24 protein-coding genes are annotated in these 25,249 nt (G+C 72.3%); 11 read left to right on the top strand and 13 right to left on the bottom strand.

The window, feature by feature from the left end; all coding sequences use genetic code 11:
• The gene (locus CLT68_RS19715) at positions 1 to 1,317 is read left to right on the top strand and encodes a hypothetical protein (RefSeq protein WP_099857365.1); all 1,317 of its coding nucleotides are present in this window, start codon (positions 1 to 3) and stop codon (positions 1,315 to 1,317) included.
• Positions 1,318 to 1,341: 24 nt separating this feature from the next.
• Here the strand turns inward: CLT68_RS19715 and CLT68_RS32630 are convergent, their stop codons facing one another.
• From CLT68_RS32630 to CLT68_RS19690, 5 genes are read right to left on the bottom strand one after another with little or no spacing between them, the layout of a single operon-like run.
• Positions 1,342 to 1,902: a DUF2267 domain-containing protein gene (locus CLT68_RS32630; RefSeq protein ID WP_158240901.1), complete on the bottom strand. Its 561-nt coding sequence runs from the start codon at positions 1,900 to 1,902 to the stop codon at positions 1,342 to 1,344.
• 42 nt (positions 1,903 to 1,944) lie between these two features.
• Complete coding sequence (locus tag CLT68_RS19705; protein WP_099852749.1) at positions 1,945 to 2,343, bottom strand: NUDIX hydrolase; 399 nt, start codon at positions 2,341 to 2,343, stop codon at positions 1,945 to 1,947.
• Between the two features lie 55 nt (positions 2,344 to 2,398).
• Positions 2,399 to 3,739, bottom strand: a complete 1,341-nt coding sequence (locus CLT68_RS19700; protein WP_099852746.1) for an MGH1-like glycoside hydrolase domain-containing protein — start codon at positions 3,737 to 3,739, stop codon at positions 2,399 to 2,401.
• Positions 3,740 to 3,768: 29 nt separating this feature from the next.
• Positions 3,769 to 4,590, bottom strand: a complete 822-nt coding sequence (locus CLT68_RS19695) for a sugar phosphate isomerase/epimerase family protein (protein ID WP_099852741.1) — start codon at positions 4,588 to 4,590, stop codon at positions 3,769 to 3,771.
• Entirely contained in the window at positions 4,591 to 5,628 is a 1,038-nt protein-coding gene (locus CLT68_RS19690; RefSeq protein WP_099852738.1) for a zinc-dependent alcohol dehydrogenase, read from the bottom strand. It abuts the gene before it with no gap.
• Between the two features lie 115 nt (positions 5,629 to 5,743).
• Between CLT68_RS19690 and CLT68_RS19685 the strand changes: the two genes are divergently transcribed.
• From CLT68_RS19685 to CLT68_RS19670, 4 genes are read left to right on the top strand one after another with little or no spacing between them, the layout of a single operon-like run.
• Positions 5,744 to 7,138 (top strand): extracellular solute-binding protein, encoded by a 1,395-nt coding sequence (locus CLT68_RS19685; protein WP_099852735.1) that lies wholly within the window; start codon positions 5,744 to 5,746, stop codon positions 7,136 to 7,138.
• Positions 7,135 to 8,091: a carbohydrate ABC transporter permease gene (locus CLT68_RS19680; protein ID WP_099852732.1), complete on the top strand. Its 957-nt coding sequence runs from the start codon at positions 7,135 to 7,137 to the stop codon at positions 8,089 to 8,091. The genes CLT68_RS19685 and CLT68_RS19680 overlap by 4 nt, the downstream gene beginning before the upstream one ends.
• On the top strand, positions 8,091 to 8,957 hold the full coding sequence (locus CLT68_RS19675) for a carbohydrate ABC transporter permease (protein WP_099852729.1): 867 nt from the start codon (positions 8,091 to 8,093) through the stop codon (positions 8,955 to 8,957). Before CLT68_RS19680 ends, CLT68_RS19675 begins: the two co-directional genes overlap by 1 nt.
• Before the next feature lie 54 nt (positions 8,958 to 9,011).
• On the top strand, positions 9,012 to 9,617 hold the full coding sequence (locus tag CLT68_RS19670) for a class I SAM-dependent methyltransferase (protein WP_088947842.1): 606 nt from the start codon (positions 9,012 to 9,014) through the stop codon (positions 9,615 to 9,617).
• Positions 9,618 to 9,744: 127 nt separating this feature from the next.
• Here CLT68_RS19670 and eccB read toward each other — a convergent pair whose 3' ends face one another.
• Positions 9,745 to 11,130 carry a type VII secretion protein EccB gene (gene eccB / locus CLT68_RS19665; protein WP_099852726.1) on the bottom strand — a complete coding sequence of 462 codons (1,386 nt, stop codon included), beginning with the start codon at positions 11,128 to 11,130 and terminating at the stop codon, positions 9,745 to 9,747.
• A 127-nt stretch (positions 11,131 to 11,257) separates the two neighbouring features.
• Here eccB and CLT68_RS19660 point away from each other — a divergent pair, with 127 nt between their 5' ends.
• On the top strand, positions 11,258 to 11,977 hold the full coding sequence (locus tag CLT68_RS19660; protein WP_099852723.1) for a spermidine synthase: 720 nt from the start codon (positions 11,258 to 11,260) through the stop codon (positions 11,975 to 11,977).
• 166 nt (positions 11,978 to 12,143) lie between these two features.
• A complete protein-coding gene (locus tag CLT68_RS33390; RefSeq protein WP_172862018.1) occupies positions 12,144 to 12,320 on the top strand; it encodes a hypothetical protein in 177 nt (58 codons plus the stop codon).
• 4 nt (positions 12,321 to 12,324) lie between these two features.
• Here the strand turns inward: CLT68_RS33390 and CLT68_RS19655 are convergent, their stop codons facing one another.
• Positions 12,325 to 14,127, bottom strand: a complete 1,803-nt coding sequence (locus CLT68_RS19655; RefSeq protein ID WP_099852720.1) for an acyl-CoA dehydrogenase — start codon at positions 14,125 to 14,127, stop codon at positions 12,325 to 12,327.
• 155 nt (positions 14,128 to 14,282) lie between these two features.
• Here CLT68_RS19655 and CLT68_RS19650 point away from each other — a divergent pair, with 155 nt between their 5' ends.
• The 3 genes from CLT68_RS19650 (at position 14,283) to CLT68_RS19640 (ending at position 15,888) form a co-directional block, all read left to right on the top strand.
• Complete coding sequence (locus CLT68_RS19650) at positions 14,283 to 14,705, top strand: MmcQ/YjbR family DNA-binding protein (RefSeq protein WP_099852717.1); 423 nt, start codon at positions 14,283 to 14,285, stop codon at positions 14,703 to 14,705.
• Positions 14,706 to 14,774: 69 nt separating this feature from the next.
• On the top strand, positions 14,775 to 15,152 hold the full coding sequence (locus CLT68_RS19645; protein ID WP_099857364.1) for a VOC family protein: 378 nt from the start codon (positions 14,775 to 14,777) through the stop codon (positions 15,150 to 15,152).
• A gap of 40 nt (positions 15,153 to 15,192) precedes the next feature.
• Positions 15,193 to 15,888, top strand: coding sequence for an alpha/beta hydrolase (locus tag CLT68_RS19640; protein ID WP_099852714.1), 696 nt, complete (start codon positions 15,193 to 15,195; stop codon positions 15,886 to 15,888).
• 129 nt (positions 15,889 to 16,017) lie between these two features.
• Here the strand turns inward: CLT68_RS19640 and CLT68_RS19635 are convergent, their stop codons facing one another.
• The 3 genes from CLT68_RS19635 to CLT68_RS19625 all read right to left on the bottom strand — a co-directional run bounded on the left by CLT68_RS19635 (position 16,018) and on the right by CLT68_RS19625 (position 19,626).
• Positions 16,018 to 17,292 carry an MFS transporter gene (locus CLT68_RS19635; protein ID WP_486482243.1) on the bottom strand — a complete coding sequence of 425 codons (1,275 nt, stop codon included), beginning with the start codon at positions 17,290 to 17,292 and terminating at the stop codon, positions 16,018 to 16,020.
• Positions 17,289 to 17,936, bottom strand: coding sequence for a helix-turn-helix domain-containing protein (locus tag CLT68_RS19630; protein WP_099852711.1), 648 nt, complete (start codon positions 17,934 to 17,936; stop codon positions 17,289 to 17,291). The genes CLT68_RS19635 and CLT68_RS19630 overlap by 4 nt, the downstream gene beginning before the upstream one ends.
• 64 nt (positions 17,937 to 18,000) lie before the next feature.
• Positions 18,001 to 19,626 (bottom strand): LLM class flavin-dependent oxidoreductase, encoded by a 1,626-nt coding sequence (locus CLT68_RS19625; protein WP_099852709.1) that lies wholly within the window; start codon positions 19,624 to 19,626, stop codon positions 18,001 to 18,003.
• 114 nt (positions 19,627 to 19,740) lie between these two features.
• Here CLT68_RS19625 and CLT68_RS19620 point away from each other — a divergent pair, with 114 nt between their 5' ends.
• Positions 19,741 to 20,334 (top strand): MarR family winged helix-turn-helix transcriptional regulator, encoded by a 594-nt coding sequence (locus tag CLT68_RS19620; protein ID WP_088947834.1) that lies wholly within the window; start codon positions 19,741 to 19,743, stop codon positions 20,332 to 20,334.
• A 104-nt stretch (positions 20,335 to 20,438) separates the two neighbouring features.
• Here CLT68_RS19620 and CLT68_RS19615 read toward each other — a convergent pair whose 3' ends face one another.
• From CLT68_RS19615 to CLT68_RS33880, 3 genes are all read right to left on the bottom strand, one after another.
• Positions 20,439 to 21,950: a CehA/McbA family metallohydrolase domain-containing protein gene (locus CLT68_RS19615; RefSeq protein WP_088947833.1), complete on the bottom strand. Its 1,512-nt coding sequence runs from the start codon at positions 21,948 to 21,950 to the stop codon at positions 20,439 to 20,441.
• 187 nt (positions 21,951 to 22,137) lie between these two features.
• Complete coding sequence (locus CLT68_RS19610; RefSeq protein WP_099852706.1) at positions 22,138 to 24,135, bottom strand: Xaa-Pro dipeptidyl-peptidase; 1,998 nt, start codon at positions 24,133 to 24,135, stop codon at positions 22,138 to 22,140.
• 127 nt (positions 24,136 to 24,262) lie between these two features.
• Positions 24,263 to 24,925, bottom strand: coding sequence for a hypothetical protein (locus tag CLT68_RS33880; RefSeq protein ID WP_486482242.1), 663 nt, complete (start codon positions 24,923 to 24,925; stop codon positions 24,263 to 24,265).
• Positions 24,926 to 25,249: the final 324 nt, after the last annotated feature.

Raw genomic sequence — 25,249 nt, 5'->3', positions numbered from 1 at the left:
ATGACCACCGATCTGCACGGGCCGCTCTCCGCGTACGCCGCACGGCTGCACGCCACGGTCGGCGACCGGCACCACGTCGCCTCCCCGCTCGGGGCCTGGCTGCTGCTCGCGGTCTGCGCCACCGAGCCGGCCGACACCGAGCCGGCCGACACCGAGCCGGCCGAATCCAACCCGGCCGCCAAGGACGCGGCCGGCGAGGGCCCGAGCGCCGACGGCCCGGCCGCCGAGGACCTGGCTCACGCCCTGGGCACCGACCTGGCCAGCGCAGCCGAGGTCGCCCGCGTGCTGCTGGACGCGCCGCATCCGCTGGTCAGGTCCGCCACCGCGCTCTGGCGCCGAGCGGGGCGGGGTGACGGCGGTTCGGCCGCGTGGCGGGCCGCGCTGCCCAGGACGACCGACGTCGGCGAGTTGCCCGATCAGGCCGGCCTGGACGCCTGGGCGCGCGAGCACACCGACGGCCTGATCGACACGTTTCCCCTGAAGGTCAGCCCGAACGTGGTCTTCGCCCTGGCCAGCGCGCTGGCCACCCGGGTGTCCTGGGCGACCCCGTTCGACGTCGCCGACGCCGGCGCGCTCGGTGGCGGCAGCCCGTGGGCGCGCGGGCTACGACGGGCGTTGCGCAGCCCGAGCCATGGTCACCGCTGCGCCATCGTGTCCACCGAGCGGCTCGGTGACGTGATCGTGCACGCCGCCCCTGCCCAGACGACCGACGGTGCCGGGCTTGTGGTCCTCTCGGTGGCCGCCGACCCGCAGGTGCCGCCGAGCGAGGTGCTGGCCGTCGCGTACGACCTCAGTGTCGGCGCGGCCGACGGCGCGCAACCGGCCGGTGCCCGTTCCCTGTTCGACCTGCCGCTCGGTGATGCTCCGCTGTGGACGGTACGCGAGGAGCGGGTGCGGACCCGGGCGCGCGACGGCCGCGAGGAGCGCCACAACGCCGTCCTACCCTGCTGGTCTGCCCGCAGTGAGCATGACCTGACCGCCCCGGCGCTCGGCTTCGCGGCCGCGTCCACGACGCTGGCGGGAATGCTGCACCTGCGGATCGAGAGCTTCGACGCGCGTCAGGCGGCGATGGCCCGGTTCGGCCGGTACGGCTTCGAGGCGGCGGCCGTCACCGGCATGGTCGGGCTGGTCAGCCTGCCGCCCGAGGGCGTCGCCCGCACCGCCGAGCTGCGGTTCGGCCACCCGTACGCAGTGGTGGCCGTCGCCACCGACACCCGGCCGGACGGTGTCACCGGGCCGTGGCACGGGGTGCCGGTCTTCTCCGCCTGGGTCACCGAGCCCGATGAGCTGCCCGGGGCCGACGCCGCCGACCGGTGAACAGGACAGCTGCCGTAACCGGGGTCAGGGCCCGAGCCGTTCGGACGCGGCCCCGCCCTCGTCGTCGCGCGGCAGTCTCGCCACCATCTCCCGGAACTCTCGTACGGTCATCGCCTCACGCAGGGTCGCGAAGACCGCCCCGGTTCCGGCCCGGGCGGTCGCCGGATCCACCGCGGCACGCCGTCCCACCCGACGAAGGAACTCCGCCGGACCGGCGTCCGTAGGCGGCGGAACGGCGGTGCCGCCGACATCCAGGCCCAGCCCGGTGTCCGGCCCGTCCATGCCCGGGCCGGCGACCCCACCCCGCCCCGGGGCAGGACCAACCGTCCCGACCTCGTCCGGCGCGAGGCCGACCGCGTCCGGCGCGGGACCGGCGGTTCCGGGCTCGTCCGGCGCGGGACCGGTCAGGTAGCCGCCGACCTCGTCCGGAAGGTGCCCCACCAGGTCGTCGGGCGCGTCGCCGGTCACCCGCTCGGCCATCGTCTGAAGGACGGCGCGGGCGAGCGCGGCGGCCTGCTCGCTCGGCAGGCCGGACCGCCGGGACACCGCGTCGATGAAGTACGGAAACCCGTCGCCGTCGGTCACGCCCGGGCGGTTACCCCCGGCCGGCGTCGGCAAACTGCGCCGTCAGCGCAGCAGGCCCTCGGCCAGCAGGTGATCGAAGATGATCTGGTCGACCGGCGAGGTGCGGTGCCGGTCGGCGTACCCCAGCCAGTCCATCTCCGCGATCTCGCTGGCCGGGCGCAACCGCCCCTGATATCCGGCCCGATAGCAGGTCATCCGCACTGTGGTGCCGCCCGCGTGGCCGTGTGCCGCAGCGGTGAATGTGCCCAGGTGCACCGCGTCGCGTACGTCCACGTCGACGCTCAACTCCTCGTCGATCTCCCGGCGCAGGGTCTCCAGGTCGGTCTCACCCGGCTCCCGCTTGCCACCGGGCAGATACCAGACGTCCTTGCCCACGGACCGGGTGCTCAGCACCCGCCCGTCCTCGATGAGGATCCAGGCCACCTTGTCGATCTCGGGCACGCCGCCCCTTCCGGTCGAAGACCGGGCACGCTACCAGCCGGGGCCCGCCAGACACTCACTCGGCCAGCAGGTCGAGCAGCAGCGCGGCGGTCCAACTGAACGCCGATGAGCCCAACCCGACGCCGGTGTCCGGATGGAAGTACTCGTGGCAGCCGGCCTCGGCGACCAGACCGATCATCGAGCGGCGCAGCCCGGCGGCCAGCTCCGGGTGCCCGTGCGCGAGCAGCCCGCGCCGGATCAGCCAGCCGGTGTTCAGCCAGCTCGGGCCGCGCCAGTAGCGCAGCGGCTCGAAGTCGGGCGCGGTGCGGTCGTGGGTGGGCAACGGCCGCTCCATGTGCCGGGCCACCCCGAAGCGCGCCGAGCGGGCCTCGACGACCAGCGCGTCGGCCTGCCGGGTCGGCAGGTCGGGCAGGATCAGCGGCGTCAGCCCGAGCACGGTACGGGCGCTGACCAGCCGGTCGGTACGCAGATCGCGGGGCTGGAACGTGCCGGTGTCCGGGTCGTACAGCTGGCGTACCAGGGCTTCGGTAATCCGGGACGCACGGGCCCGGTGCGGCCCGGGGTCGTGGCCGATGAGCGCGGCGATCTCGGCCAGGGCGTGCTCGGCCGCCCCGAACGCCGCGTTGAACAGCGGGCACTCCACGAGGAACGGATGGCCGTCGGCCAGACCCCGGTCGTCGTAGCCGTTGTCGCGGTAGGCGGCGACGATCGCCAGGTAACGCGCGTAGTCCAGGTCCGTGGGGCGGTGCGCGGCGTCGGCGTGCGCGGTGTCATGCCGACGGTACGCGCGCATCACCGCGGCCTCGGCTCCGACCGCGGCCATCGGCTCGTCCCAGGCGGGGCTGTTGTCCAGACCGGACTCCCACGGGTGCACGATGCAGACCAGCCCGTCGCCGGCCACGTCCCGCCGGTCGGCCAGGTAACGCTGCTGGGCGACCAGTGCGGGATAGAGCTGACGCAGGGCGGCCATCCCGGCCGGGTCGGGTGCCCGCCGGTACGCGAGCAACGCGGCGAGCGCGTGCACCGGCGGCTGGACCAGGCCGGACGTGTCCACGTCAGGGGTGCCCTGGGCGGTCGCCGAGCGCCACATCTCCGGCCCCGGGAAGTACGCGCCGACCCGCAGCGCCGGGTTGAACACGATGTGCGGCACCCGTCCGTCGGCCCACTGGGCCCGGAACAGGCTCGTCAGCTCCCGCCAGGCCCGGTCGGGACGAATCTGGGCCAGCCCGATCGCGATGAACGCCGAGTCCCAGCTCCACTGGTGCGGGTAGAGCGTGCGGGAGGGCACCGTGTGGTCGTGCTCCCAGTTGGCGTCGAGCGTGTCGACAGCGAGTCGGCGCAGCCCGGCCGCGTCGGCCGGCCCACCCGTGCGGACGGTGTCGAGGTGAGCGGTCACGCCGACGCGCGTCGGCCCTGCACCGGCGGTCACGCGGCGGCCCGCCGGGGCAGGGCGTGACGCAGCACCGTGGCGGCCTGTTGCAGGGCCCGAACCGGGTCGCCGCGCAGTCGGCACTCCAGCGCCAGCCACCCTCGGTAGTCCAGCTCCAGCAGCGTACGCACCAGCGCCGGCCAGTCCAGGTGCCCCGCGCCCGGCTGGTAGCGGTTGGAGTCGCTGACCTGCACGTGACCGAGGTAGGGCGCGGCGGCGCGCAGCGCGCGGTGCACGTCGTCCTCCTCGATGTTCATGTGGAAGGTGTCCGCGACCACCCGGACCGACGGCAACCCGACAGCGGCGCAGAGCGCCACCGCCTCGTCGAGACGGTTGACCATGTGGTCCTCGTACCGGTTGAGGGGTTCGAGGAAGAGGGTGACCCCCTCGGCCCGGGCGTGCTCGCCCAGCTCGCCCAGGGCGTCGAGGAGGACCTGCCGGTCACCGGCCGGCGGGCGCGGCGGCTCGAACGGCGGCAGCCGCCGGGAGAACATGCCCCAGGCGGCCGGTGTCATCACGCCGATGCCGCCCAGCTCGCCGATGACCGACAGTTGGGAGCGCAGGTTGCGCACGGCGTCGGCGGACCGCGCGGGGTCGAAGTCGCCGATGAAGTGGTCCATCTCGACGCAGACGGTGGGCATCACCACCCCGGCGGCGCGGGCGCGGCGCAGCTCGGGCAGGCGACGGGCGAACGCGAGGTCACCGCGTCCGCGTAGCTCGATGCCCTGGTAGCCGAGGGCGGCCGCGAGGGCGTACTTCTGGATCAGGTTGGTGCCCGGCAGGAGTTGTTCCTGGCAGGCCAGCGCGATGGTGGTCATCTAGAACCTCAGCACCACTTGGAGGACGTCACCGGCGCCGCGGTCGAGCAGCGCGAGGGCGTCGGCGACCGCGCTGGCGTCGACGATGTGGCTGACCAGCGGCAACGGATCGACGCTGTGTTCGGCCACCAGGTCCATGAAGGTCTGCGCGACCCGGTCACCGGTCCACCGCCCGGCCATGCTCGGCGCGGGGGTGGGCCCGGAGACCTGGGCGGCCACCAACTGGATGCGGTTGTGGTGGAACTCCTCGCCGAGGCCGAGCGCGTCGGCCTGGCCCTGGTAGAAGCCGGCGGCCACGACCCGACCGGCGTGTGCGGTGGATCGGATCGCCTCGTGCAACGCCGGGTACGCCCCGGACAACTCCAGGCAGACGTCCGCGCCCCGGCCGTCGGTGGCCCGCCGCAGCACGGCGGCGGCGGACTCGGCGCGGACGTCCACTGTGGTTCGCGCGCCGTACCGGGCGGCGTGCTCCAACCGGCCGGGCACCGGGTCGACGGCCACCACCCGGGCGCCGGAGAGCACGGCGAGTCGGGTGGCGAGCAGCCCGATGACGCCCTGCCCGAAGACGGCGACCCAGTCGCCGAGGTGCAGGTCACCGGCGAGCACGGCGGTCAGCGCGATGGCCCCGGGGCGGGCGAAGACCGCGGCGAGCGGGTCCAACCCGGCGGGGAGCGGATGGACCGCCTCGGCGGCGAGCACGGCCTCGGCCCGGTGCCCCCAGATGCCCCAGACGAGTTGCCCGGGGTGGCGGTCGGTGACATCCGGCGCCACCTCGACGACCTCGCCGACCTCCTCGTAGCCGAAGCCGATCAGCGGGTAGGGCACCGGGGTCTGCCGGGGGACGAACATCCGGGCGGCGTCGTCCCAGTCCTTGCTGAGCCGGGGATTGCTGCCCCGGTAGAGGGTCAGCTCGGTGCCGGCGGAGATGCCCGAGTAGGAGGTGCGGACCCGGACCTGGCCGGGGCCGAGCGGATCCGGGGGGCAGGGCTCGAGGCTGATCCGTCGAGGCCCGGCGAGAGAGACCACCCAGTTGCCCATGTGTCACATCCCGGTAGCACTGGGTTCCAGGATAGCAAAAAATAGCCATATGTCTTGCTATTGATCAATCGAAGGTGTTGGATCCCTCATGTACCCTTCGAGAGGAGTGCCACCGATGTCAGCACCTCCGAGGCGGATACTCGCCACCACCCTGATCATGGCACTGACAGCGTCCACCCTGCTGGCCTGCGGAGACGACGAATCGGACAGCAACAACAAGAAGATCACCGTCTGGAGCCTGGAGGACGTCGCCGACCGGGTCACCGCCACCAAGGCACTCGTCGCCGACTTCACCGCGAAGACCGGGATCCAGGTCGACCTGGTGACCGTCAACGAGGACCAGTTCCCCTCCCTGATCGCCGCCAACGCCGCCGCCGGTGACCTGCCCGACGTGGTGGGTTCGGTCTCCCTCGCCGGCATCCGTACGCTCGCCGGCAACGAGCTGCTGCACGCCTCGGCGAACGCGGAGGTCGTCGACAAGCTGGGCCGGCAGACGTTCTCACCGCGGGCACTGGAGCTCACCTCCGACGACGGCAAGCAGCTCTCGGTGCCCAGCGACGGCTGGGGCCAACTGCTCGTCTACCGCAAGGACCTGTTCGCCGCGGCCGGCCTGCCCGCCCCCGACACGTACGAGCGGATCACCGCCGCCGCGGCGAGACTGAACACCGGCGGCGTCGCCGGGATCACCGCGGCGACCGCCCCCAGCGACGTGTTCACCCAGCAGACCTTCGAACACCTGGCGCTGGCCAACGACTGCCAGCTCAGCGACGACTCGGGCAAGGTCACCCTGGACTCGCCCCAGTGCGTCGAGGCGTTCCGCTTCTACGGCGACCTGATCCGCACCAGCTCGGTGAAGGGCGCGCAGGACGTGGACACCACCCGGGCCACCTACTTCGCCGGCAAGGCTGCCATGGTGATCTGGTCTCCGTTCATCCTCGACGAGCTGGCCGGGCTGCGTAACGACGCCAAGCCGACCTGCCCGCAGTGCCAGGCCGACCCGGGGTTCCTCGCGAAGAACAGCGGCTTCGTCACCGCGATCAAGGGCCCGAACGGCACCGAGCCGGCCCAGTACGGCGAGATCAGCTCCTGGGCCGTGCTGGACGGAGCGGCGGCCGACCCGGCGAAGTCCTTCGTGGAGTACATGCTCAGTGACGGCTACCCGAGCTGGTTCGGCATGTCCCCCGAGGGCCGCTTCCCGGTCCGCAAGGGCACACCGGCCGAGCCGGAGGCGTACCTGACCCGGTGGAACACCAGCCAGGCCGGCGTGGACGCCAAGAAGCCCCTCGCCGACGTGTACGGCGACGAGGTGCTGGCCACGCTGCGCAGCAGCCCGGACACATTCGGGCGGTGGGGCCTCAGCCAGGGGCAGGGCAAGCTGGTCGGTGCCATGCTCGGGGAGCTGCCGGTGCCGAAGGTGCTGGGTGACCTGGTCTCTGGCAAGTCCGACGCGACGGCCACCGCCAACCGCGCCAAGAAGGACGTCGACGCGATCAAGGCGGGCGTCAATTGACGACCACCGCGCCCGGCCCCGGCCGCTCCCCCACCCGGGAGCGGCCGGAGCCACCCCGGCGCCGACCACTGACCCTGCGCCGCCGCGAATCCCGGGCCGGGCTCGCGCTGGTCGCACCGACCCTGCTCGTCACGATCGCGGTCATCGGCATCCCGATCGTGTGGACCGTGGTGCTCGCCTTCCAACGGGTCCGGCTCGCCACGCTGCGCAAGACCGGCCTGTTCGGCGACTTCACCATGGACAACATCGACCGGGTGCTGCACACCCCCGGCTTCGCCGAGACGCTGTGGGTGACGCTGATCTACAGCGTCGGCGGCACCGTCGGGTCGATAGTGCTCGGCCTGGTGGCCGCCCTGGTGGTCCGCCGGCCGTTCCGGGGTCGCACCCTGGTCCGGGCGTCCATGCTGCTGCCGTACGTGGCGCCGGTGGTCGCGGTGACCTTCGTCTGGCAGGTGATGCTCGACCCGCAGCTCGGCATCGTCAACGCGTGGGGTCAGTGCCTGCTCGGCTGGGACGCGCCGGTGCCGTTCCTGTCCCAGGAGTCGACCGCCCTGACCACGGTGATCGTGTTCGAGGCGTGGCGTTACTTCCCGTTCGCCTTCCTGTTCCTGCTGGCCCGGCTCCAGGCGGTGCCCGGTGAGCTGGAGGAGGCCGCCCGGGTCGACGGAGCCACCCCCACCCAACGGTTCCGGCACATCCTGCTGCCCCAACTGCTGCCGGTGATCGCCCTGCTGGGCGTGCTGCGCTTCATCATGACGTTCAACAAGTTCGACGACGTCTACCTGCTCACCGGCGGCGCGGCGGGCACCGAGGTGGTCAGCGTGCGGGTGTACGAGTTCCTCACCGCGCGTACCGACATCGGCGCCGCGGCCGCGCAGGCGGTCGTGCTGGCAGTGGTGCTCATCGTGTTCGTGCTGATCTACCTGCGCTTCTTCGGACGGAGGGTGAGCTGATGGACCGGGACGTGGTCGAGACGGTGAGCCTGCGCTGGCTGCGCCGACTGGTGATCGCCGCGTTCCTGGTGGTCACCGTCTTCCCCTTCTACTACATGCTGGTGCTCTCGGTGCGCCCGATCGAGCGGCTGCTGCTCGACCCGGGCGCGCTGGTGGTCGGCTTCGGTGAGCTGACCGTCGCCACGTACGCCGAGGTGCTCAAGGCCACCGACGACGGCGGCCAGGGCTTCCTCACCTTCATCCGCAACAGCGGCCTCGTCGCCGTCGCGGCGACCGTGCTCACGCTGCTCGTGGCGATTCCCGGCGCGTACGCGGTGGCCCGGCTGCGGTTCTTCGGCCGGCGGCAGGTGGACTTCCTGTTCCTGGCGGTCTACCTGTTCCCGTCGATCGTCATCGCGATCCCGCTGTTCGTGGTGTTCAGCCTCGCCGGGCTGCGCGGCTCGCTGTTCGGCCTGGTGCTCGTCTACATCTCGCAGACACTGCCGGTCTCGGTCTACATGCTGAAGAACTACTTCGAGACCATCCCGGTCAGCCTGGAGGAGTCCGCCGCCATCGACGGCGCCGGCCGGCTGGGCATCATCCGGCGGGTCAGCCTGCCGCTGGCCATGCCGTCGGTCATGGCGGTCGCGCTCTACGACTTCATGATCGCCTGGAACGAGTTCCTCTTCGCCCTGCTGTTCCTGGTCGACAAACCCGACCGGTGGACGGTGTCGCTGGGGTTGTCCCTGCTCGCCGACGGGGTGGAGGTCCCCAAGACGGTGCTGATGGCCGGGTCGGTCGTGCTCACCCTGCCGATCGTGATCCTCTTCTTCGCCAGCGAACGCCTGCTCACCGAGGGGCTGACCAGCGGCGCGGAGAAGGGATGATCGTCTCGTCCGGGTCCCCCGCCGCTCCCCCACCGGCCCGGTTACGGTGGCCTCATGGCCAACCCGACCCGCTGGGCGACCGACACCGGTCCCGAGCACTCGCAGTGGTATATCGACCGGTTCCGCAAGCTCGCGGCCGAGGGCGCGGACCTGGCCGGAGAGGCCCGCCTGGTGGACACTCTGGTCGCGCCCGGCTCACGGATCCTCGACGCCGGCAGCGGCACCGGCCGGGTCGGCGCTGCGCTGGCCGAGCGTGGGCACACAGTGGTGGGGGTGGACGCCGACCCCGCGCTGGTGGCGGCCGCCAGCGCCGACTATCCCGGCCCGACGTGGCTGGTCGCCGACCTGGCCGAGCTGGACCTACCGGCGCTGGGCGAGGCGGAGCCGTTCGACGCGGCGGTGCTGGCCGGCAACGTGCTCGCGTTCGTCGCCGTCGGCACCGAACCGGAGGTGCTGCGCCGGGTCGCCGCGCACCTGCGCCCCGACGGTGTGCTGACAGTGGGCTTCGGCACCGAACGCGGTTATCCCCTGACCGCGTTCGACGCCGACGCCGTGGCCGCCGGGCTGCGCGTGGAGCACCGCTTCGCCACCTGGGACCTGCGCCCGTGGCGCGACGACGCGCCGTTCGCGGTCAGCGTCCTGCGCCGTCCGGCCGACTGACACCGTCTGCCGCGCGTCGCTCTCCGGTGATCAAGAGCTTTGCGTCAGGCTCGCGCCGTTTTTTGACGCAAACCTCTTGATCACCGCCGCCCTGGCGGCCCGGCGGCCGGGGGCGGGGTTTGGGGGATCAGTCGGCGGCGGCGACGGCACGCGCGGCGGCCGGGTCCAGGGTCGCGCCGGCGGGCACCAGGCTGACCAGGCCGGCCGGCAACCGCAACGGTCGGACACTGCGGTAGCCGAGCATCGCGAGCACCTCCCGGTCGGCCAACACGTACCGTCGGCCCAGGTCGGTGACCACGGAAACCGCACCGCCGGTCGCACCGGGCGCCGCGGCGGCCTCGACCACCGCGCCACGACCCGGCTCCACCAGCACATGGTCGGCCAGCACCGCGCCGCCGGTCGGCGCGGTGCGGGGAGCGGCCGTCAGGTCCCGCAGCGGTACGCCCCACCGCACCTCACCAACCCCGCCGTCGTCGGCGACCCGGGTGCAGAGGGCCCCGTCGCCGCCCGCCGCGAGCCGGGGCGGGCTCGGTGGCGGGGCGTTCGGACCGGTCGGAGCGAGGTCGGGCACCGTGGGCAGCGCGGCGAACTGACCCAGTGTCATCGGCACCGGCTCGCCCTGCCCGGTGCGGGCCAGCAACAACCCCGCCTGCAACTCGGTGATGCCGGCCAGGCCGGCGTCGAGGGCCACCGCGTACTGCCGGCCGCCGCCGGAGTTGCTCACCAGGTAGACCGTGCCGACGGTGGTGCCCGGCACGCCGGTGGCGGGACGGCCCAGCCCGGGCAGGTCGAGCGGGGCGAGGTCGGTGCCGGCCGGCAGCGAGTTGAGCAGGGCGGGCGCCACCGGCACCGCCTGCGCCCGGGTGGTGGCGAGCGCGGCCAGCACCCGGCTCGGATCACGCACGAGATATCGCCGTTGGTGCCAGACGAGGTGCAACCCGCCGTCGGGGTGGCGCAGCAGCAGCGCCTCGTCGCCCAGCGGCCGACCGCCGTCGGGCTCGGTGCCGATCAGCAGGGCCGAGCGGGGTGCCTCGTTGCCCGCGCCGGCGGGGACGGTCGAGCAGACCGTCCACCCCCCGTTGGCCAGCCGGCCGGGGGCGGGCAGCGAATCAGGCGCGTCCGCGATGCCCAGCGGCAGCCCGCGCGGCACGCCGTCGATCGTGCGGCGGGAGACCAGCACGGTCTTCGACCGGTCCGCACCGACGATGAGCAGCGCGGAGGCGTAGTTGAGCACCGGGTGCAGTTTCTGCTCGCGATAGACGAACCGGGCGCCGGACTCCTTCTCCACGATCACCGCGCCCGGGTCGCGCCAGCCCTTGCCGCCGCCGGCGAACAGGCCGTAGAGCGCCGAGCCACCGAGCCCGATCGCCGCGACCAGGACGCTGGCCAGACCCGCGCCGGCCAGCCGCCGAAACGGCGACTGCGCGGGGTCGGTCTCCCGCATGACCAGGGCGGCGACCGCCCGTTGGACGCTGAACTGGTAGGAGTGCAGCTGGTCCTGCCGCGACGGCATCAGGTCCCTTCCGACGGATCGGCCGGGCACAGGATATGCGTTCCGTCGATGTCCCGTGTTCCCTGCGTGGCCGGCACGGGGCAACCGGTACCATCCGGGGACGAAAACGACGGCGAGAGGGCCACCCGTGGGCGCGCGTTTCGAGGAACTGGCCTGGCGGGAGACGCCGATCGGCGCGATCAGCCTGCGTCGACGCCGGGACCCGGCACTTCAGGTCGAGGTGTACGAGGTCAAGCTCGACGACGAGTACCTGATGTCCAGCCTCTTCCCCGTCGCGGAGATCGAGCTTGCCCGGCTCGGTCTCGCCGAGGTGCCCGGTGACTCGGTCGACGTGGTGGTGGGCGGTCTCGGGCTGGGATACACCGCCTGCGCGGCACTGGGCGACCCCCGGGTGCGTTCGCTGTTCGTGGTGGAGGCGATCGAGGACGTGATCGACTGGCACCGGCAGGGGCTGCTGCCGTTCGCGGCGGGCCTCGCCGAGGATCCGCGGACCCGGTTCGTGCAGGCCGACTTCTTCGCGGCGGTGGCCGGTGACGTCGGCTTCGACGCCGAGGTGCCCGGGCGGCGGTTCGACGCGGTGCTGCTCGACGTCGACCATTCCCCGCGCAACGTCCTGCACCCCAGCCATGCCGCGTTCTACCCGCCGGCCGGTCTGCGCCGGCTGGCCGCGCTGCTGCGCCCGGAGGGGATCTTCGCGCTCTGGTCGGACGACCCGCCGGACGCCGAGTTCACCGCGGCGCTCACCGAGGTGTTCGTGGACGTGCGGGCGCACGTCGTGCCGTTCGCCAACCCGTTGACCGGTGGTGAGTCGGCCAACACCGTGTACGTGGCGCGCGCCGGCGGCTGAGCTCGATCCTTGATCGACTCGGGTTTCCGAGAGTCGGGGTATCTCCGCGCCCCGGACACCCTGGCCTGAAAGAACCCGAGTCGATCAATCGGCATGGTGTCGGCCGGACGGGGAACCTGAACCCGGGCCCGCCGCACCAGGCGCGGCCGGTTACGGGAGGTTCGAGATGCGCGCACTGCTCTGGGTCGTCGGCGTGGTCGCCGGCGTGCTCATCCTGCTCGGGTTGCTCCTCGAGGCGGTTCGCTGGCTGGCCATCATCGGTGTCATCGCACTGGTGATCGTGATCGTCTGGGGCGTCGTCAAGGGGCGGCAGGCGATGCAGCACCAGAGCCGACGACGCTGACCGGTCAGAACCAGTCCGGCCGCATGTCGAGCGTGGTCCGGTCCCGGCTCTCCAGCAGGTCGAACTGCGGACCGGTACGAGGCAGCTCGACCGCGAAGAAGTAGCGGGCGGCCTGGCGCTTGCCGGCATGGAACGCGTCCCCGGTCCCCTCCGGCGGCAGCGCCAGCACCTGCTCCAGCCACATCCACGCGATCACCACGTGCCCGACGGCCTCCAGGTACGCGCTGGCGTTGGCCAGCGCGAGCACCGGGTCACCGTCGGCCCACAGCCGACGGGTCACCTGCGTCACCCGGGCCGCCGCGTCGGCCAGCCGGTCCGCCAGGCCGGCCGCCTCGCCACCGGCCTGCCGGGCCCGCTCGACGGTGTCCCCGATCGTCGCGGTCAGCAGGGCAAGGCCGGCGCCGCCCTGCATGGTCATCTTGCGGCCCAGCAGATCCAGAGCCTGGATGCCGTGGGTGCCCTCGTGGATCGGGTTGAGCCGGTTGTCCCGGTAGTGCTGCTCGACGTCGTGATCGCGGGTGTAGCCGGCACCCCCGAGCACCTGGATCGCCAGGTCGTTAGCGGCGAGGCACCACTGCGACGGCCAGCTCTTGGTGATCGGGGTGAGCACGTCCAGCAGCAGGTGCGCGCGCTCGCGGTCCGCCTCGACCGGCGCGGTCCCCTGCTCGTCGAGCAGCCGCGCGCAGTAGAGCACCAGCGCCAGCGCCCCCTCCACGTAACTCTTCTGCGCCAGCAGCATCCGTCGTACGTCAGGGTGGTCGATGATCGGCACCTGCGCCGCCGCCGGGTCCTTCGCGCCGACGGGCCGGCCCTGCGGCCGCTCCCTGGCGTACGCCAGGCTCTTGAGATAGCCGGTGTAACCGAGCGCGGTGGCACCCGCCCCGACCCCGATCCGGGCCTCGTTCATCATGTGGAACATGTGCGCCAGCCCGTGGTGTGGCTCGCCGACGAGGTGACCGACGGCACCGGGGCGGCCGCCCGGGGTGTGCCCGCCGTCGCCGAAGTTGAGCAGGGTGTTGGTGGTGCCCCGGAACCCCATCTTGTGGTTGAGCCCGGCCAGGACCACGTCGTTGCGGTCGCCGAGCGACCTGTCCGCGCCGACCAGCACCTTCGGTACGACGAACAGCGAGATGCCCTTCACCCCGGGCGGGCCGCCGGGAATCCGCGCCAGGACCAGGTGCACGATGTTCTCGGACAGTTCGTGGTCGCCACCGGAGATCCACATCTTGGTGCCGAAGAGCCGGTAGGAGCCGTCCTCCTGGGGCTCGGCACGGGTGGTGATGTCGGCCAGTGAGCTGCCGGCGTGCGGCTCGGACAGGCACATGGTGCCGAAGAAGCGGCCGTCCAGCATGGGCCGGACATAGGTGTCCACCTGCTCGGCACTGCCGTGCGCCAGCAGCAGGTTGGCGTTGCCCAGGGTGAGCATCGGGTACGCCGAGGTGGCCACGTTGGCCGCCTGGAACCAGGTGAAGCAGGCCGCCGCGACAGCGTGCGGCAGTTGCAGGCCGCCGACCGAGGCGTCCAGGCCGGCGGTGAGCAGGCCCGTCTCGGCGAAGCTGTCCAGCGCGGCGCGGACCTGCGGGATCAGCCGCACCCGCTGCCCGTCGAAGGTGGGCTCGGCGAGGTCGGCGGCGCGGTTGTGCGGGGCGAACTGCTCGGTGGCGACCCGCTCGGCGAGGTCCAGGGCGTCGTCGAAGGTCTCCCGGGAGTGCTCGGCGTAGCGGGGACGCTCGACGAGTTCAGACACCCGCAGCCAGTCGTGCAGCAGGAAGTCGAGGTCGCGGCGGGAGAGCAGGGTGGACGGCACGGCACTCCTCAGCGGGCACGGGGGTGGGACGGGCCGGGACGACTGCCCACGATCGCCCCGGCCCCATCCTGGCGGATCCACAGGGTCCGCACCACCGGCGCGGGCGGTGCGGGGCGAGCGGAAATTGTCACACCAGGCGGCTAGCGTCGCTGCCCGTGACCGAACCCGGAGACGTCCCGCCCGAGGTCCTCGACCGGCTGCGGCCGATCTGCCTCGGGCTGCCGGAGACCTACGAGGAGCCCGCCTGGGTGGGCACCCGCTGGCGGATCCGCAAGCGGACCTTCGCCCACGTCCTCACCGTCGACCCCGACCGCCAGGTGGCGCACGCCCGGGCCGCCGAGGTCGACGAGCCGGCCTGTCTGCTGACCTTCCGGTCGCCACTCGACGAGATCGCCGGGCTCCTCGGTGGCGGGCACCCCTTCTACAAGCCAGAGTGGGGGCCGACAGTGATGGGCATGGTCCTGGACGGGGACACCGACTGGGACGAGGTGGCCGAGTTGCTCACCGAGAGCTACTGCATGCTGGCCCCGAAGCGGCTCGCCGCCCTGGTCGGCCCTCCGGCCCCGCCGACCGACTGAGCGCAGCCGGGGCCGGACCGTCCCCATTGGACCATTCGTGAGTGGACGGGCGTCGATATGCTGCCACGCATGCATCGAAGCCGTGTCTACGCCCTGCTGATCGACGCCCCCGCGGCGGAGGCCACCCGGGCGGCGGAGTTCTGGTCGGCCGCGCTCGGCGTCAGCACCCGGTCCCATCCGGCGGAGCCACAGTTCGTCGGTCTGCACGAGGCACTGCCGGGGATGGTCGCCGCGGTCCAGGCGGTCGACGAGCCGCGTTTCCATCTCGACATCGAAACCGACGACGTGCCGGCCGAGACCGAGCGGTTGATCGGTCTGGGCGCCATCGAGGTGTCGCAGTGGCTCGAGTGTCGGGTCCTGCGGGCACCCGGCGGGCACCTGCTCTGCGTGTTGCCGGTGGAAAGCCCACCGGAGCTCTTCGCCGCCGAGGCCCGCACCTGGTCCTGACGCGTCGGGGCTGTCGGAGGGTGCCGCTAGGGTCCCGCCCATGGCTGAATTCTTACTGGTGGCGGGGGCGTGGCTGGGATCGTCGGCATGGGACGAGGTGGTGGCGCCCCTTCGGGCGGCGGGCCACGGCGCCCACGCGGTGACCCTCTCCGGTCTCGCCGACAAGCGGGGCGTGCCCGCTGGGCAGCAGACCCACGTGCAGGACATCGTCGACGAGATCGAGCGCCGCGACCTGCGCGACGTGGTGCTGGTCGGGCACAGCTATTCCGGCATTCCGGTGGGCCAGGCCGCCGAGCGCATCGGCGATCGGTTGGCCAGGGTGGTCTTCGTCGACGCGGAGGTGCCGGTCGACGGCGGGTCGTTCGCGTCCGGTTGGTGGCAGGGCCAGGCGGTTTTCGAGGCGCTGATCGCCGACAACGGCGGCTACTGGCCGCCGCTGGGTGCGGCCGACTTCGACGGTCAGGGGCTCACCGACGAGCAGGTCGCCCGGCTGATCGAGGGCTCCACGCCGCACCCGGGGGCCACGCTGACCGAGCCGGCCGTGCTGACCCGGCCGTTGGGTGAGCTTCCGGCGACGTACGTCAAGTGTCTGCTCGACGGGCCTGAGCCCAACGACACAGTGGCCAAGCTGCTGACCAGCGACCATTGGCGACTGGTCACCATGGACACCGGCCACTGGCCGATGTTCTCCCAGCCCACCGAGCTGGCCCGGCTCCTGGCGGCGGAGGCCAGCTGAGCTGAGCCGGGCGGTTGCGGCGAGAGCCCGCTGTCGCTTCGATGAGCGTGATGCCTCAGGGGCATATTGATGACTCTGCGGCATCACGCTCATCCGGGTGAGTGCCGCCCGTGCCGACCCGCTCCAGCGTCACGCCGTCTGGTCGTCCAGGGTTCTGATGTGGCGCACCGGCGACGCGACCAGCCAGAGCACGGCGAGCACGCCACCCAGGCCGGCGATGGCCAGGGTGGGTCGCAGCCCGATGGTGGTGCCCAGCACGCCACCGACCAGCGCGCCGACCGGTCGGATGCCGTAGTTGACGGCGCTGTAGGCCCCGGCCCGGCGTGCCAGAGCGTCGTCGGGTGTCACGGCGATGAGCAGGGCGTTCAGGTTGACGTCCATCAGCATCACCCCGACGCTGGAGACCAGCTCGATGGCCGCCAGCATGGCCACCTTCGTCCAGGTCGGGCCGGTCACCAGCGCGGTCAGCGCCAGCGGTGCGGGAAAGAGCACCGCGCCGATCATGGCGGTACGCCCCAACCCGATGGCGCGCGAGATCCGTGGGGCGAGCGCCGCGCCCGCGAGCCCGCCGAGTGCCCCGAAACCGAGGGCGACACCGATCGCGCCGGCCGACAGGCCGAGGTCCCGGCTGGCGTAGAGCACCAGCAGCGCGCCGGCGATGAAGGTGAAGAAGTTGACAGTGCTGGTGCAGCCGAGGGCGGCCCGCAGCACCGGGTGCCGCAGCACCAGCACGAGCCCTTCGCGGACCAGGCCGAGAGTGGACGTCTGACGCGGCGGCGGAGGCGTCTCGGTGACCGGGATGCGGCGGAGCAGCAGCGCGGAGCCGAGGAACGACACCGCGTCGACGAGGATCGCGCCCGGCGCGCTGAGCGCCTGGACCAGCCCACCGCCGACGGCGGGGCCGGCGATGGAGGACAGCGACCGGCTCATGCTCAGCTTGCTGTTCGCGTCCACGTACGCCGATCGTGGCACCAGGGCGACGAAGAAGGCCTGCCGCGCCATGGCGAACAGCACCGCTCCGAGGCCGGTGAGCAGTGCCACCAGGTAGAGCTGGGTGAGGGTGATCGCGTCGAACAGGTAGGCCACCGGCAGGCTGAGCAGCACGGCGGCGCGGACCAGGTCGGCGATGATCAGAAGCCGCCGCTTGTGGGTGCGCTGGTCCACCCACGCACCGAGGAACAGGCCCAGCAGGTTGGGCAGCCAGATCAGTGCGGTGAGGACGCTGACCTGCACGGGCGTCGCGGTGAGCAGGGAGACGGCGATCAGCGGGAGGGCCAGTTCGCTGACCCGGTCGCCGAACGAGGAGATCGTCTCGCCGGCCCAGAAGGTGCGGAACCGTCGGTCGCGGTGCAGGGCCGGCGGGGGCACGGCGCCGGTGGCGCTCGCGGTGCCGGCGGCGGTCACGACGTGGCCGGTTCGTCGTCGCCCGGCTCGGCCGGGGCGTCGTCGCCGGGCTCCCCCGGGGAGTCGTCGTCGCCGGGCTCGGGCAGGAGGTAGCGCAGCATCCGGACGATCCGCGCGCCGTCCGGGGGCGACGTCTCCTTGCGCCGGACGTACGGAGCGATCAGCTCTTCGATCGACTCCTCCAGCTGCCGCAGCTCGTCGGCGGTGGCCACGAACCGGGTGTCGGCGATGCCGGCCAGCGCGCGCCACTCGGGGTCCAGTCGGGGCTCCTCGCTCAGCAGCCACTGCTGCGGCGCGTCGGCGTTACGGGCGAACATCTCGCCGCGCAGCTGCTGGCTGGCGGACTGCCCCTCGACACTGTCGGTCGCGGTGAAACGGAAGCCCCGGGCTGCGGCCTGCCACCAGCGTTCCCGCTTGCTGGTGGCGCCCTCCCAGTCGGTGACCAGACCGAACGTCGCGAGGTGCCGCAGGTGCCAGCTGACCACCGAGGGGGTGGCCCCGACGTGCGGCGAGAGCCCGGTCGCCGTGGCCGGGCCGTGCCGCTGAAGGTGTTCGAGGATCGCCAGCCGCACCGGGTGGGCCAGCGCCCGCAGCGCCTGCGGCTCGGTGATCTCGAAATCCCCGTACGGGTTCTTGAGAGACATGTTTCGAAAGTAATCTCTCAGGTCCGCCGAGGCAACCCCTGCCGCCCGGAGGGGGCCGTGCCGATCAGGCGATGCCCAACCGGGCCAACGGCTCGACCAGCTCCCGCTCCTCGTAGCTGAGGTGCGACAGCAGGGCGTCGGTCAGCAGGTCCACCGCCGCCCGCAGCTCGGTCAGACCGTCCGGAGACCCGACGTACGCGACGAGGGCCCGGTCGACGCCCTCCAACACGTCGTGGATGACGTGGTGCTCCTGCTCCAGCCGGTCGACGACCGGGCCGAGCCGCGGGTCACGCGCCCGCAGCCGGGGAAAGAGCGACTGGTCCTCGATCGTGTGGTGGGTGGTGACGATGCGGCAGTACGACTCGCAGTAGACGCCGAGCGTCCACCGGTTCTGCCGCATGGTCATGGTGTTGATGTGCGACCGGGCCGTGCCCGCGTCGATCTCGCCGGCCGCCACCTGCTCGATCAGGTCATGGATCTGGGCCAGCTCGGCGCGCAGGCCGTCGTGGATCTGCACCAGGTGCGCACCGGTGGCCTGCTCGTGCGGGGTGTAGGTGCGGCCCGGGTCGGGCGTCGGCCCGGTCGGCCGGACCGACTCGTCCCAGGCCTGCTGGTCGCTGCGCCGCACGCCGTCGTCGGGGGTTGGCACCACGGCGAACGCGCCGCCGGTCACGCTCGCGCGACTCGCCCGTACCGGCGCGGCGGCGACCGGCGCCGGCTCCGCAGCCAACTCCGGCTCTGCCGCCAGCTCCGGCTCCGCCGCCCGATCCGGAGTCGGCGTTCGCTCCGGCGACGCAGCCCGCTCGCGCTCGGCCGCGACCAACTCGCGGACGGCGGGGGCCACCTCGCCGGCGAACCGGCGCAGGTCGTCGGGGTCGTCGCTGGCGAGGATGAAGGTGCTGACACCATCCCCCAGCGCCAGCTCGGTCAGCTCCCGCGCCCACTGCTCGGCAGGCCCGTTCAGTTGACCGCGCCCGACGACCGAGAACTCGCCGGAGATGTTGAGCAGCCGGCGCACGTCCTGCGGTGCCCGGCCGGCCTGCTGTGCGGCGTCGTCGATGATCGCGTTGCCCTTGGCCAGGTCACCGGGTTGCAGGTAGCCCAGCGAGGGCAGCCAACCGTCGGCCCGGCGACCGGTGAGCTGGAGCATCCGAGGCTTGTACGCGCCCAACCAGATCGGCACCGCGTGCGCCGGGGCCGGCCCGCGCTTGGCGCCCACCACCCGGTGGAACTCGCCGTCGACCCGCACTCCACCGCGCGTCTCGGTGTCCCAGAGCTGACGGATGACCTCAAGGGCCTCCTCCAACGCGCGTACGCCCTGGCCGGGGGTCAACCGCCGGCCGCCCATCGCCTCGATGGCATCCCAGAACGCTCCAGCGCCGAGGCCGAGGCCGACCCGGCCGCCGCTGAGCAGGTCCAGGCTGGCCACGCTGCGGGCGAGCACCGCTGGCGGGCGCAGCGGCAGGTTCGTCACGTTCGCCGCCAGGTGCACGCGGTTGGTCCGGGCCGCCACGAAGCTCAGCAACGTCCAGGTGTCGAGGAACGCCGGCTGGTACGGGTGGTCCTGGAAGGTGACCAGGTCCAGCCCGATCTGCTCGGACAGGACGGCGACGCCGACCGTACGGTCCGGATCGTCATTGCTGGGGGTGACGAAGGATCCGAAGACCAGGTCGTGGCCGTAGTCGCTCATCTGTGAGCCTCCCGATTCGCACGACGCCTCAGGCGATGCGTCATGACCTCAACCTTATGCCACTCAGAACATCTTCTGCCAACAAGGTCTGCGTCACTGCGCTACTGTCGGGGGATGACGGGTGCCACTCACCGGCCGGACCGGCCCGATCCGCTCGACGACGACCTGGGCTGGATGCTCGGGATCGTCTTCCGTGGCTACGTCCGGGCGGCCGAGCACACACTCACCGACTTCCCCGGCGGTCCACGCGGCTACCAGTTGCTCACGGCGGCGATCAACGGGCCGTCCCGCAACCAGGGGGCGATCGCCGAGGAGCTCGGCCTCGACCGCACCGTCCTCACGTACCTGATCGACGACCTGGAACGGCCCGGCTTCGTCGCCCGTCGCGCGGACCCGGCGGACCGGCGCAACCGGCTGATCGACGTCACCGACGCCGGCCGCGCCGCCTGGGAGCAGCGGCGCTCGGCGCTGCGGCAGGTGGAGTCGCACCTGCTGGGGTCGCTCGCGCCAGCCGACGCGGCGACGCTACGGACGCTGCTCCAACAGGTCGCCTGCTCGGCCCAGGCGGTGGACCCGCTGCGCGACCTCTGCGAGGTGGTGGCTCAGGTGCAACCCACCCCGGCACCGACGACGAGCCGCACCGGCGCCGCGCCCGGACGAGGCGTGCGGACCACCGCCCCCCGAGCCCGCCGCCGCGACACCGACTGACGGGCACCGACGGGGGCGGGAACGCGGCGCGGGTCCGCCCCGCACCGCCCGATTGTCGTACGTCGAGCGGCGCAGGACGGACCCGGTGTTACTGCCGGGCCGGGTCAGCGCACGTGCACGAACACCGGGTTCGAGTAGAACCACAGGTCGTCCCACGGGCTCTCCAGCCCGTCGGCGAGCGGCTCGGCCTCGTCGGTGCTGGTGCCCCGCACGCGCGCGTAGGTGTCGGCCTCGACGTTGCGCAGCGTGTGCCGGATGACGTAGCTGTCACCCTTGCGGCGCCAGTCCCGCGGACCGAACCGGGCCGCCACAGTGGTGGTGGGGTTGGTGTCGGCGTCCAGGCTGGCGCTCGGTCCGGTGATCTGGCCGACGATCAGGTCGACCCGGCGGACCTCGGGGCGGTCGCCGTTCGCGTTCGGGCCGCCCAGTGGACGGAACGTGATCTCGATCTCGACGTCGGTACGGCTACGACGGCTGACCGTGATGGTCTCGCCCACGTCGGCGGTCCGGCCCTGGGACGTGGCGGTGACGTCGAGGCTGCGGATCAGGTCGCCGGTGGTGACCCAGATCCGGCCGTTGCGCAGACCGTCCATGATGTCGCCGTAGTCCTGGCGCGCGTGCACGTACGTCTTGCTGTACTCGCCCGGCCAGAAGTCGGAGCCGCCGCGGGTCCAGTGCACGTGCGAGTCCGAGGTCGCGGTGATCCACCAGCGCCGGCCCTCGCCGAGCAGCGAGTCCCACAGGCCGCCGACCCGGGCGGTCATCTGGTCGAAGCCGCCGTATGTGGGGTGGTTGCCGTAACCGCCGCGCTTGCCACCGTTGAGAGGGCCGGCCTGGTGCCCGGGCGCGCCCTCGAAACCGATGTAGACGTCCGGCGCGGCGTTGTTGCCGTTGCGGAACTCGCGCGGGGTGTCCTGGCCGTAGACGCCGAGACCGGGCGCCGAACGCGACGCGTGGTGGGCGATCACCAGCGGCTTGTGCGGCATGCCCCGGGCAACCTTGAGGAACTCCACCATCTTCGCCTCGGTGTCCCGGGCCGGGTCGGTGGGGAACGCGTCGTACTTCGCGAACCGGCTCTCCAGCTCGAAGAGCTGCTTCGCCTCGTCGTCGTGGCGCGGGATCATCAGCGTGTGGTGGTCCAGCGAGGGCGCGTCGAACTCCATGCCCCAGAACTGGAGCACCTCGGGGACCAGCTTGCGCGAACGCAGCAGGTCCGGGTACGCCTGTTCGATGTTCACCTTTGAGTGCGTCGGTCCACCGTGGTCGGTGCACATGGCCCAGGTCAGACCGAAGTTCTTCGCCATGATGGCGTTGGTGACGATCGGGTAGACCGCGTCCGCGCCCTTGTGGAAGACGATCGGGGACTTCGTGGTGTCGAACTCGCCGCTGTACTCGGAGTGGATGTGGTGGTCGCCCGCACGCCACACCCGGTTCTTGGAGCCGCCCCGGTCGCTCTTGTCGTCGTCACCGGGCCGACGCTCCTCGTCGGCCCACGCCGCGCCCGCGCCGACGAGTGGGCTGGCCGCAGCCAGCGTCGCGCCGACGCCCGCGTACTTGACCAGCTTGCGCCGTGACAGCTGCGCGTGCTCGGTCTCTTCGGGTTGTCTGTCTCTCACGTGAGAGCCTCTCCTCGATCAAGCGAATGCTCTTTCGATCAAGGAGCTTCGGAGAGCGCGGTGAACACCCGTCGTACGGGACGCGTGCCCACGATGAACACCCTGCCCCGGCCTGTTTGTGGCCCGGCCGGGGCAGCAGGGGGTGACACCGCGACCGCGCGTGGTGCCCGATCGAGGCCCCGTCGGGTCAGGGCACCTGCCGTGTGTCACCAGCCGTCCGGGCGGCCGACGGGTCGGCGGGCGCGGTGACCACCGGCGGCGCGACGTCCACGGCGGGCAACCCGGCGCGGCCGGCGACCGGAAGGATCAGCTCGCTGCGGCCGAGGTCGACCCGTACGGTGGCGTCCTGGTCGTCGGTCTCGGTGAAATCCGGGTCGCTCTGGCCGAGGACCAGGCCGAGCACGTGCCCAGCGGGCAGCATCGCGTCGTACGCGTTCAGCGGCACGGTCACCGTGTACCAGCGGTCCGGCCGCAGGGGTGTGCTGAACCGCAGCGAGCGGTGGTGCGCGGCGTCGAGCCATCCGCGGGTCAGCACCGCGTGGTCGGAGACCGCGGTGATCTCCTCGGTGTCCCGGTAGCAGGCGTCGTCGACGTCGGTGGAGGCTCCCCAGCAGGACTCGGTTGCCAATGTCCGCACACCTTCCGAGCTGTCATAACGGATCCGCTCGGCGGTGCCGTAGTCGACCAGTCGGGCGGTCAGCTCGGTGGTGGGCCGGTCCACCCGCACCCGCAGCCGCACCGAGGGGCTGCCGGAGATCCGCAGCGGCGTGGTCAGGGCACCGGAGAGGAAGACCAGTCGCCCGGCGGTCGCGGTGTTCGGCTGGGCGACCAGCTCGGCCTCGGGCAGTGACGCGTCGACGTACGCCTGCTCCCGGCCCGGTCGCGCGCCGCGCCCGCCGAGGGTCCCGGTCACGCCGTCGCCGGCGCCGAGGGCGACCCGGACGTCGCGGGTGCCGGGGGCGGGCCAGTCCCGCTGCGTCGTCCAGGCGCCCGGAGCCGTCTCCAGGTCGACGCGTGGCTCGTTCATCACCCCGTTGCGCAGCCCCTGCAACCAGAAGTCGAACCAGCGGTGCAGGGCTGTCACCCACTCGGCGCGTCGAACGTCGAACGGGTCCTCGTGGCCGGCCTGGTAGAGCCAGAGCTTGCGGGGCACGCCCTGGTCGGCCAACTCCTGCCACCAGCGGGCGAACTGGTTGGTGGTGACGTTCAGGTCGTTGACGCCGTGCGCCACGAAGACACTGGCCTGGACCCGGCCGGCCGAGGGCCGGTAGTCGCGCTGCGCCCAGAACGCGTTGTAGTCACCGGTCTCCTCGGCGCTGTCCGCGCGCAGCCGGGCCAGAGCGTCCGCGCAGGCCTCGTCGGTGCGGCCACTGACGTACGAGTGCAGGTAGCCGGGGTAGTCGGTGGTCCGCAGGTTGCCCTGGTAGCGCATGTAGTCGTACCAGCTGGAGATGGCCGAGATCGGGACGATCGTGGCCAGCCCCTGCACGCCCGTGGCGGCGACCCCGTTGGCGACCGAACCGTCCCACGACTTGCCGATCATGCCCACCTGGCCGGTGCTCCAGGCGGCGCTCACCGGCCGCCCGTCGGCGGTGTACGCGCGGGCCCGCCCGTTGAGCCAGTCCACCACCGCCTTGGCGCTGCCCACCTCGGCCGGGCCGCCGACGTCCTCGCAGCCGGTGGAGCGGGCGGTGCCCGCCAGGTCCACGGCGGCGAAGGCGTACCCGCGTGGGACGAAGTAGTTGTCGTAGAACAGCGGCGCCTTGGCGATCACACCGGCCGCGTCGTACGTCTTCAGTTCACTCTCGTTGCCCCGGCCACAGCAGAGGTAGTAGGGCGAGGCGTCCATGATGACCGGTACGCGGACCCCTGCGGCCGCGGCCTCCCGGGGCCGGACGAGGTCCACGGCCACCCGGTCCCGCACACCGTCACCATCGCTGTCGGCGGAGGTCTGGACCCACACGCTCTCCCGGATCGCGTCGGCGTAGGAGTAGGCGGGGACCGTCTGGTTGCCCCGGACGTGCGCGGGCAGCGGGCGATGCCGCGCCGCCGACTCCGCCGCGATCGGGGTAGCGGTCCGCGGAGAGGCGGTCACCGGGGCCGCCGGTAGTGCCGCGACCAGCAGGCCGACCAGGACGACGGCGGCGCGGGCGCGGATGCTGGTGGGCGACGGAGCAGGCGTCATCGGTGTCCTCCCGGGGCGCGATGCGTGGATCACATTCCATCGCATCGATATCCCCGCTGACTAGTGCCCACGCCGGTCCGGGTGCCGTCGGCAGGTCTCCGACGACCGGCGGACCGGGGCGTCCTGGTCAGATCCGGGCGCGGGGCAGCCAGCCCAGGAATCGGAGCCGGACCCGGGGCAGCGGCACCGTGGGCAGGTCCTGGGCGGCGGCGACGAGACAGGAGCCGAGATAGACCGCGAGGGCGGCGCGTGCGCCACCGAACTCGGCGAGCAGTTGGCTCTGCTTCGTGGCGCAGGGCCATTCACGACCACACCCGGTGCAGGTCCAGCTCGGTGGGCTGGGAAGGTGCTCCGGCAGCTTCGTGCGACGGTACCGGCCGACGACGCTGTTGTCCGCGCGCACGTCGCGTCGCCGTGGCGCGGGGCCGCCGTTGCGCTGCCCGACCGGGCGGGCACCGGGCAGGTACCGCCCGACGGTGCCGAAGAGCACCCCGACGCGAATCAGGGCGTCCGGTCCGACGTGGTGGGCCAACAGCGCGGTCATCAGGTAATGCCCCAGCAGGTCGAAGGCGTCCCGGTTCAGACCCAGGTCACGGCAGAGGTCGACGAAGTCCGGCGTGGTCAGGGGCACCCGGTCGTCGAGTGCGCGGCGCAGCACCTCGCGCAGAGCGCGGCCGAGCCGCTCGACCGCGTCCCCCTCGCCCAGCCCCAGGCTGTCCTCGTCCGCCACCCGGGCCAGCGCCTCGGCCACGGCCAGCCGAACGACGCGGTCAGGATCGGTACTGTCCAACGCTCCTCCTTCCGTAGGCCGGTCACCCGGCGGTGGCCCGGTCGTCCTCCGACTCCCGGGGGAATCATGAACAAGATTTCGCTGCCGGCGACGAGGGTGGCTAGATCAGCAGGCGTAGAAACAGTTGGCGCGCTAGCCGGAAAGCGAAGTCGACCTACCGACACATCGCAGCGATTCGCGGGACGACGCGACGTGATTGTCGTAAGGTGACATTCCCATCGACAGATATTGCGTCCTCACGACACCCATCGGTCACACCAGATCCGACGCCCTCGACCGGTCGCTGCCGTCCCGCTCGCGACCCCCACCTCACCCCACCGCACC

The sequence above is a fragment of the Micromonospora sp. CNZ299 genome (assembly GCF_002754415.1).
The sequence above is the reverse complement of the archived record's forward strand: the minus strand, read 5'-3'. Positions and strand labels throughout refer to the sequence as shown.

What these genes read in the sequence shown, in the direction of transcription:
- CLT68_RS19630 (WP_099852711.1), bottom strand. Translation starts at nt 17,936, where the DNA reads ATGTCTCTCAAGAACCCGTACGGGGATTTCGAGATCACCGAGCCGCAG.
- CLT68_RS19645 (WP_099857364.1), top strand. Translation starts at nt 14,775, where the DNA reads ATGCATCGAAGCCGTGTCTACGCCCTGCTGATCGACGCCCCCGCGGCG.
- CLT68_RS19670 (WP_088947842.1), top strand. Translation starts at nt 9,012, where the DNA reads ATGGCCAACCCGACCCGCTGGGCGACCGACACCGGTCCCGAGCACTCG.
- CLT68_RS19695 (WP_099852741.1), bottom strand. Translation starts at nt 4,590, where the DNA reads ATGACCACCATCGCGCTGGCCTGCCAGGAACAACTCCTGCCGGGCACC.
- CLT68_RS33390 (WP_172862018.1), top strand. Translation starts at nt 12,144, where the DNA reads ATGCGCGCACTGCTCTGGGTCGTCGGCGTGGTCGCCGGCGTGCTCATC.
- CLT68_RS19690 (WP_099852738.1), bottom strand. Translation starts at nt 5,628, where the DNA reads ATGGGCAACTGGGTGGTCTCTCTCGCCGGGCCTCGACGGATCAGCCTC.
- CLT68_RS19625 (WP_099852709.1), bottom strand. Translation starts at nt 19,626, where the DNA reads ATGAGCGACTACGGCCACGACCTGGTCTTCGGATCCTTCGTCACCCCC.
- CLT68_RS19610 (WP_099852706.1), bottom strand. Translation starts at nt 24,135, where the DNA reads ATGACGCCTGCTCCGTCGCCCACCAGCATCCGCGCCCGCGCCGCCGTC.
- CLT68_RS19685 (WP_099852735.1), top strand. Translation starts at nt 5,744, where the DNA reads ATGTCAGCACCTCCGAGGCGGATACTCGCCACCACCCTGATCATGGCA.
- CLT68_RS19675 (WP_099852729.1), top strand. Translation starts at nt 8,091, where the DNA reads ATGGACCGGGACGTGGTCGAGACGGTGAGCCTGCGCTGGCTGCGCCGA.
- eccB (WP_099852726.1), bottom strand. Translation starts at nt 11,130, where the DNA reads ATGCCGTCGCGGCAGGACCAGCTGCACTCCTACCAGTTCAGCGTCCAA.
- CLT68_RS19620 (WP_088947834.1), top strand. Translation starts at nt 19,741, where the DNA reads ATGACGGGTGCCACTCACCGGCCGGACCGGCCCGATCCGCTCGACGAC.
- CLT68_RS19715 (WP_099857365.1), top strand. Translation starts at nt 1, where the DNA reads ATGACCACCGATCTGCACGGGCCGCTCTCCGCGTACGCCGCACGGCTG.
- CLT68_RS19640 (WP_099852714.1), top strand. Translation starts at nt 15,193, where the DNA reads ATGGCTGAATTCTTACTGGTGGCGGGGGCGTGGCTGGGATCGTCGGCA.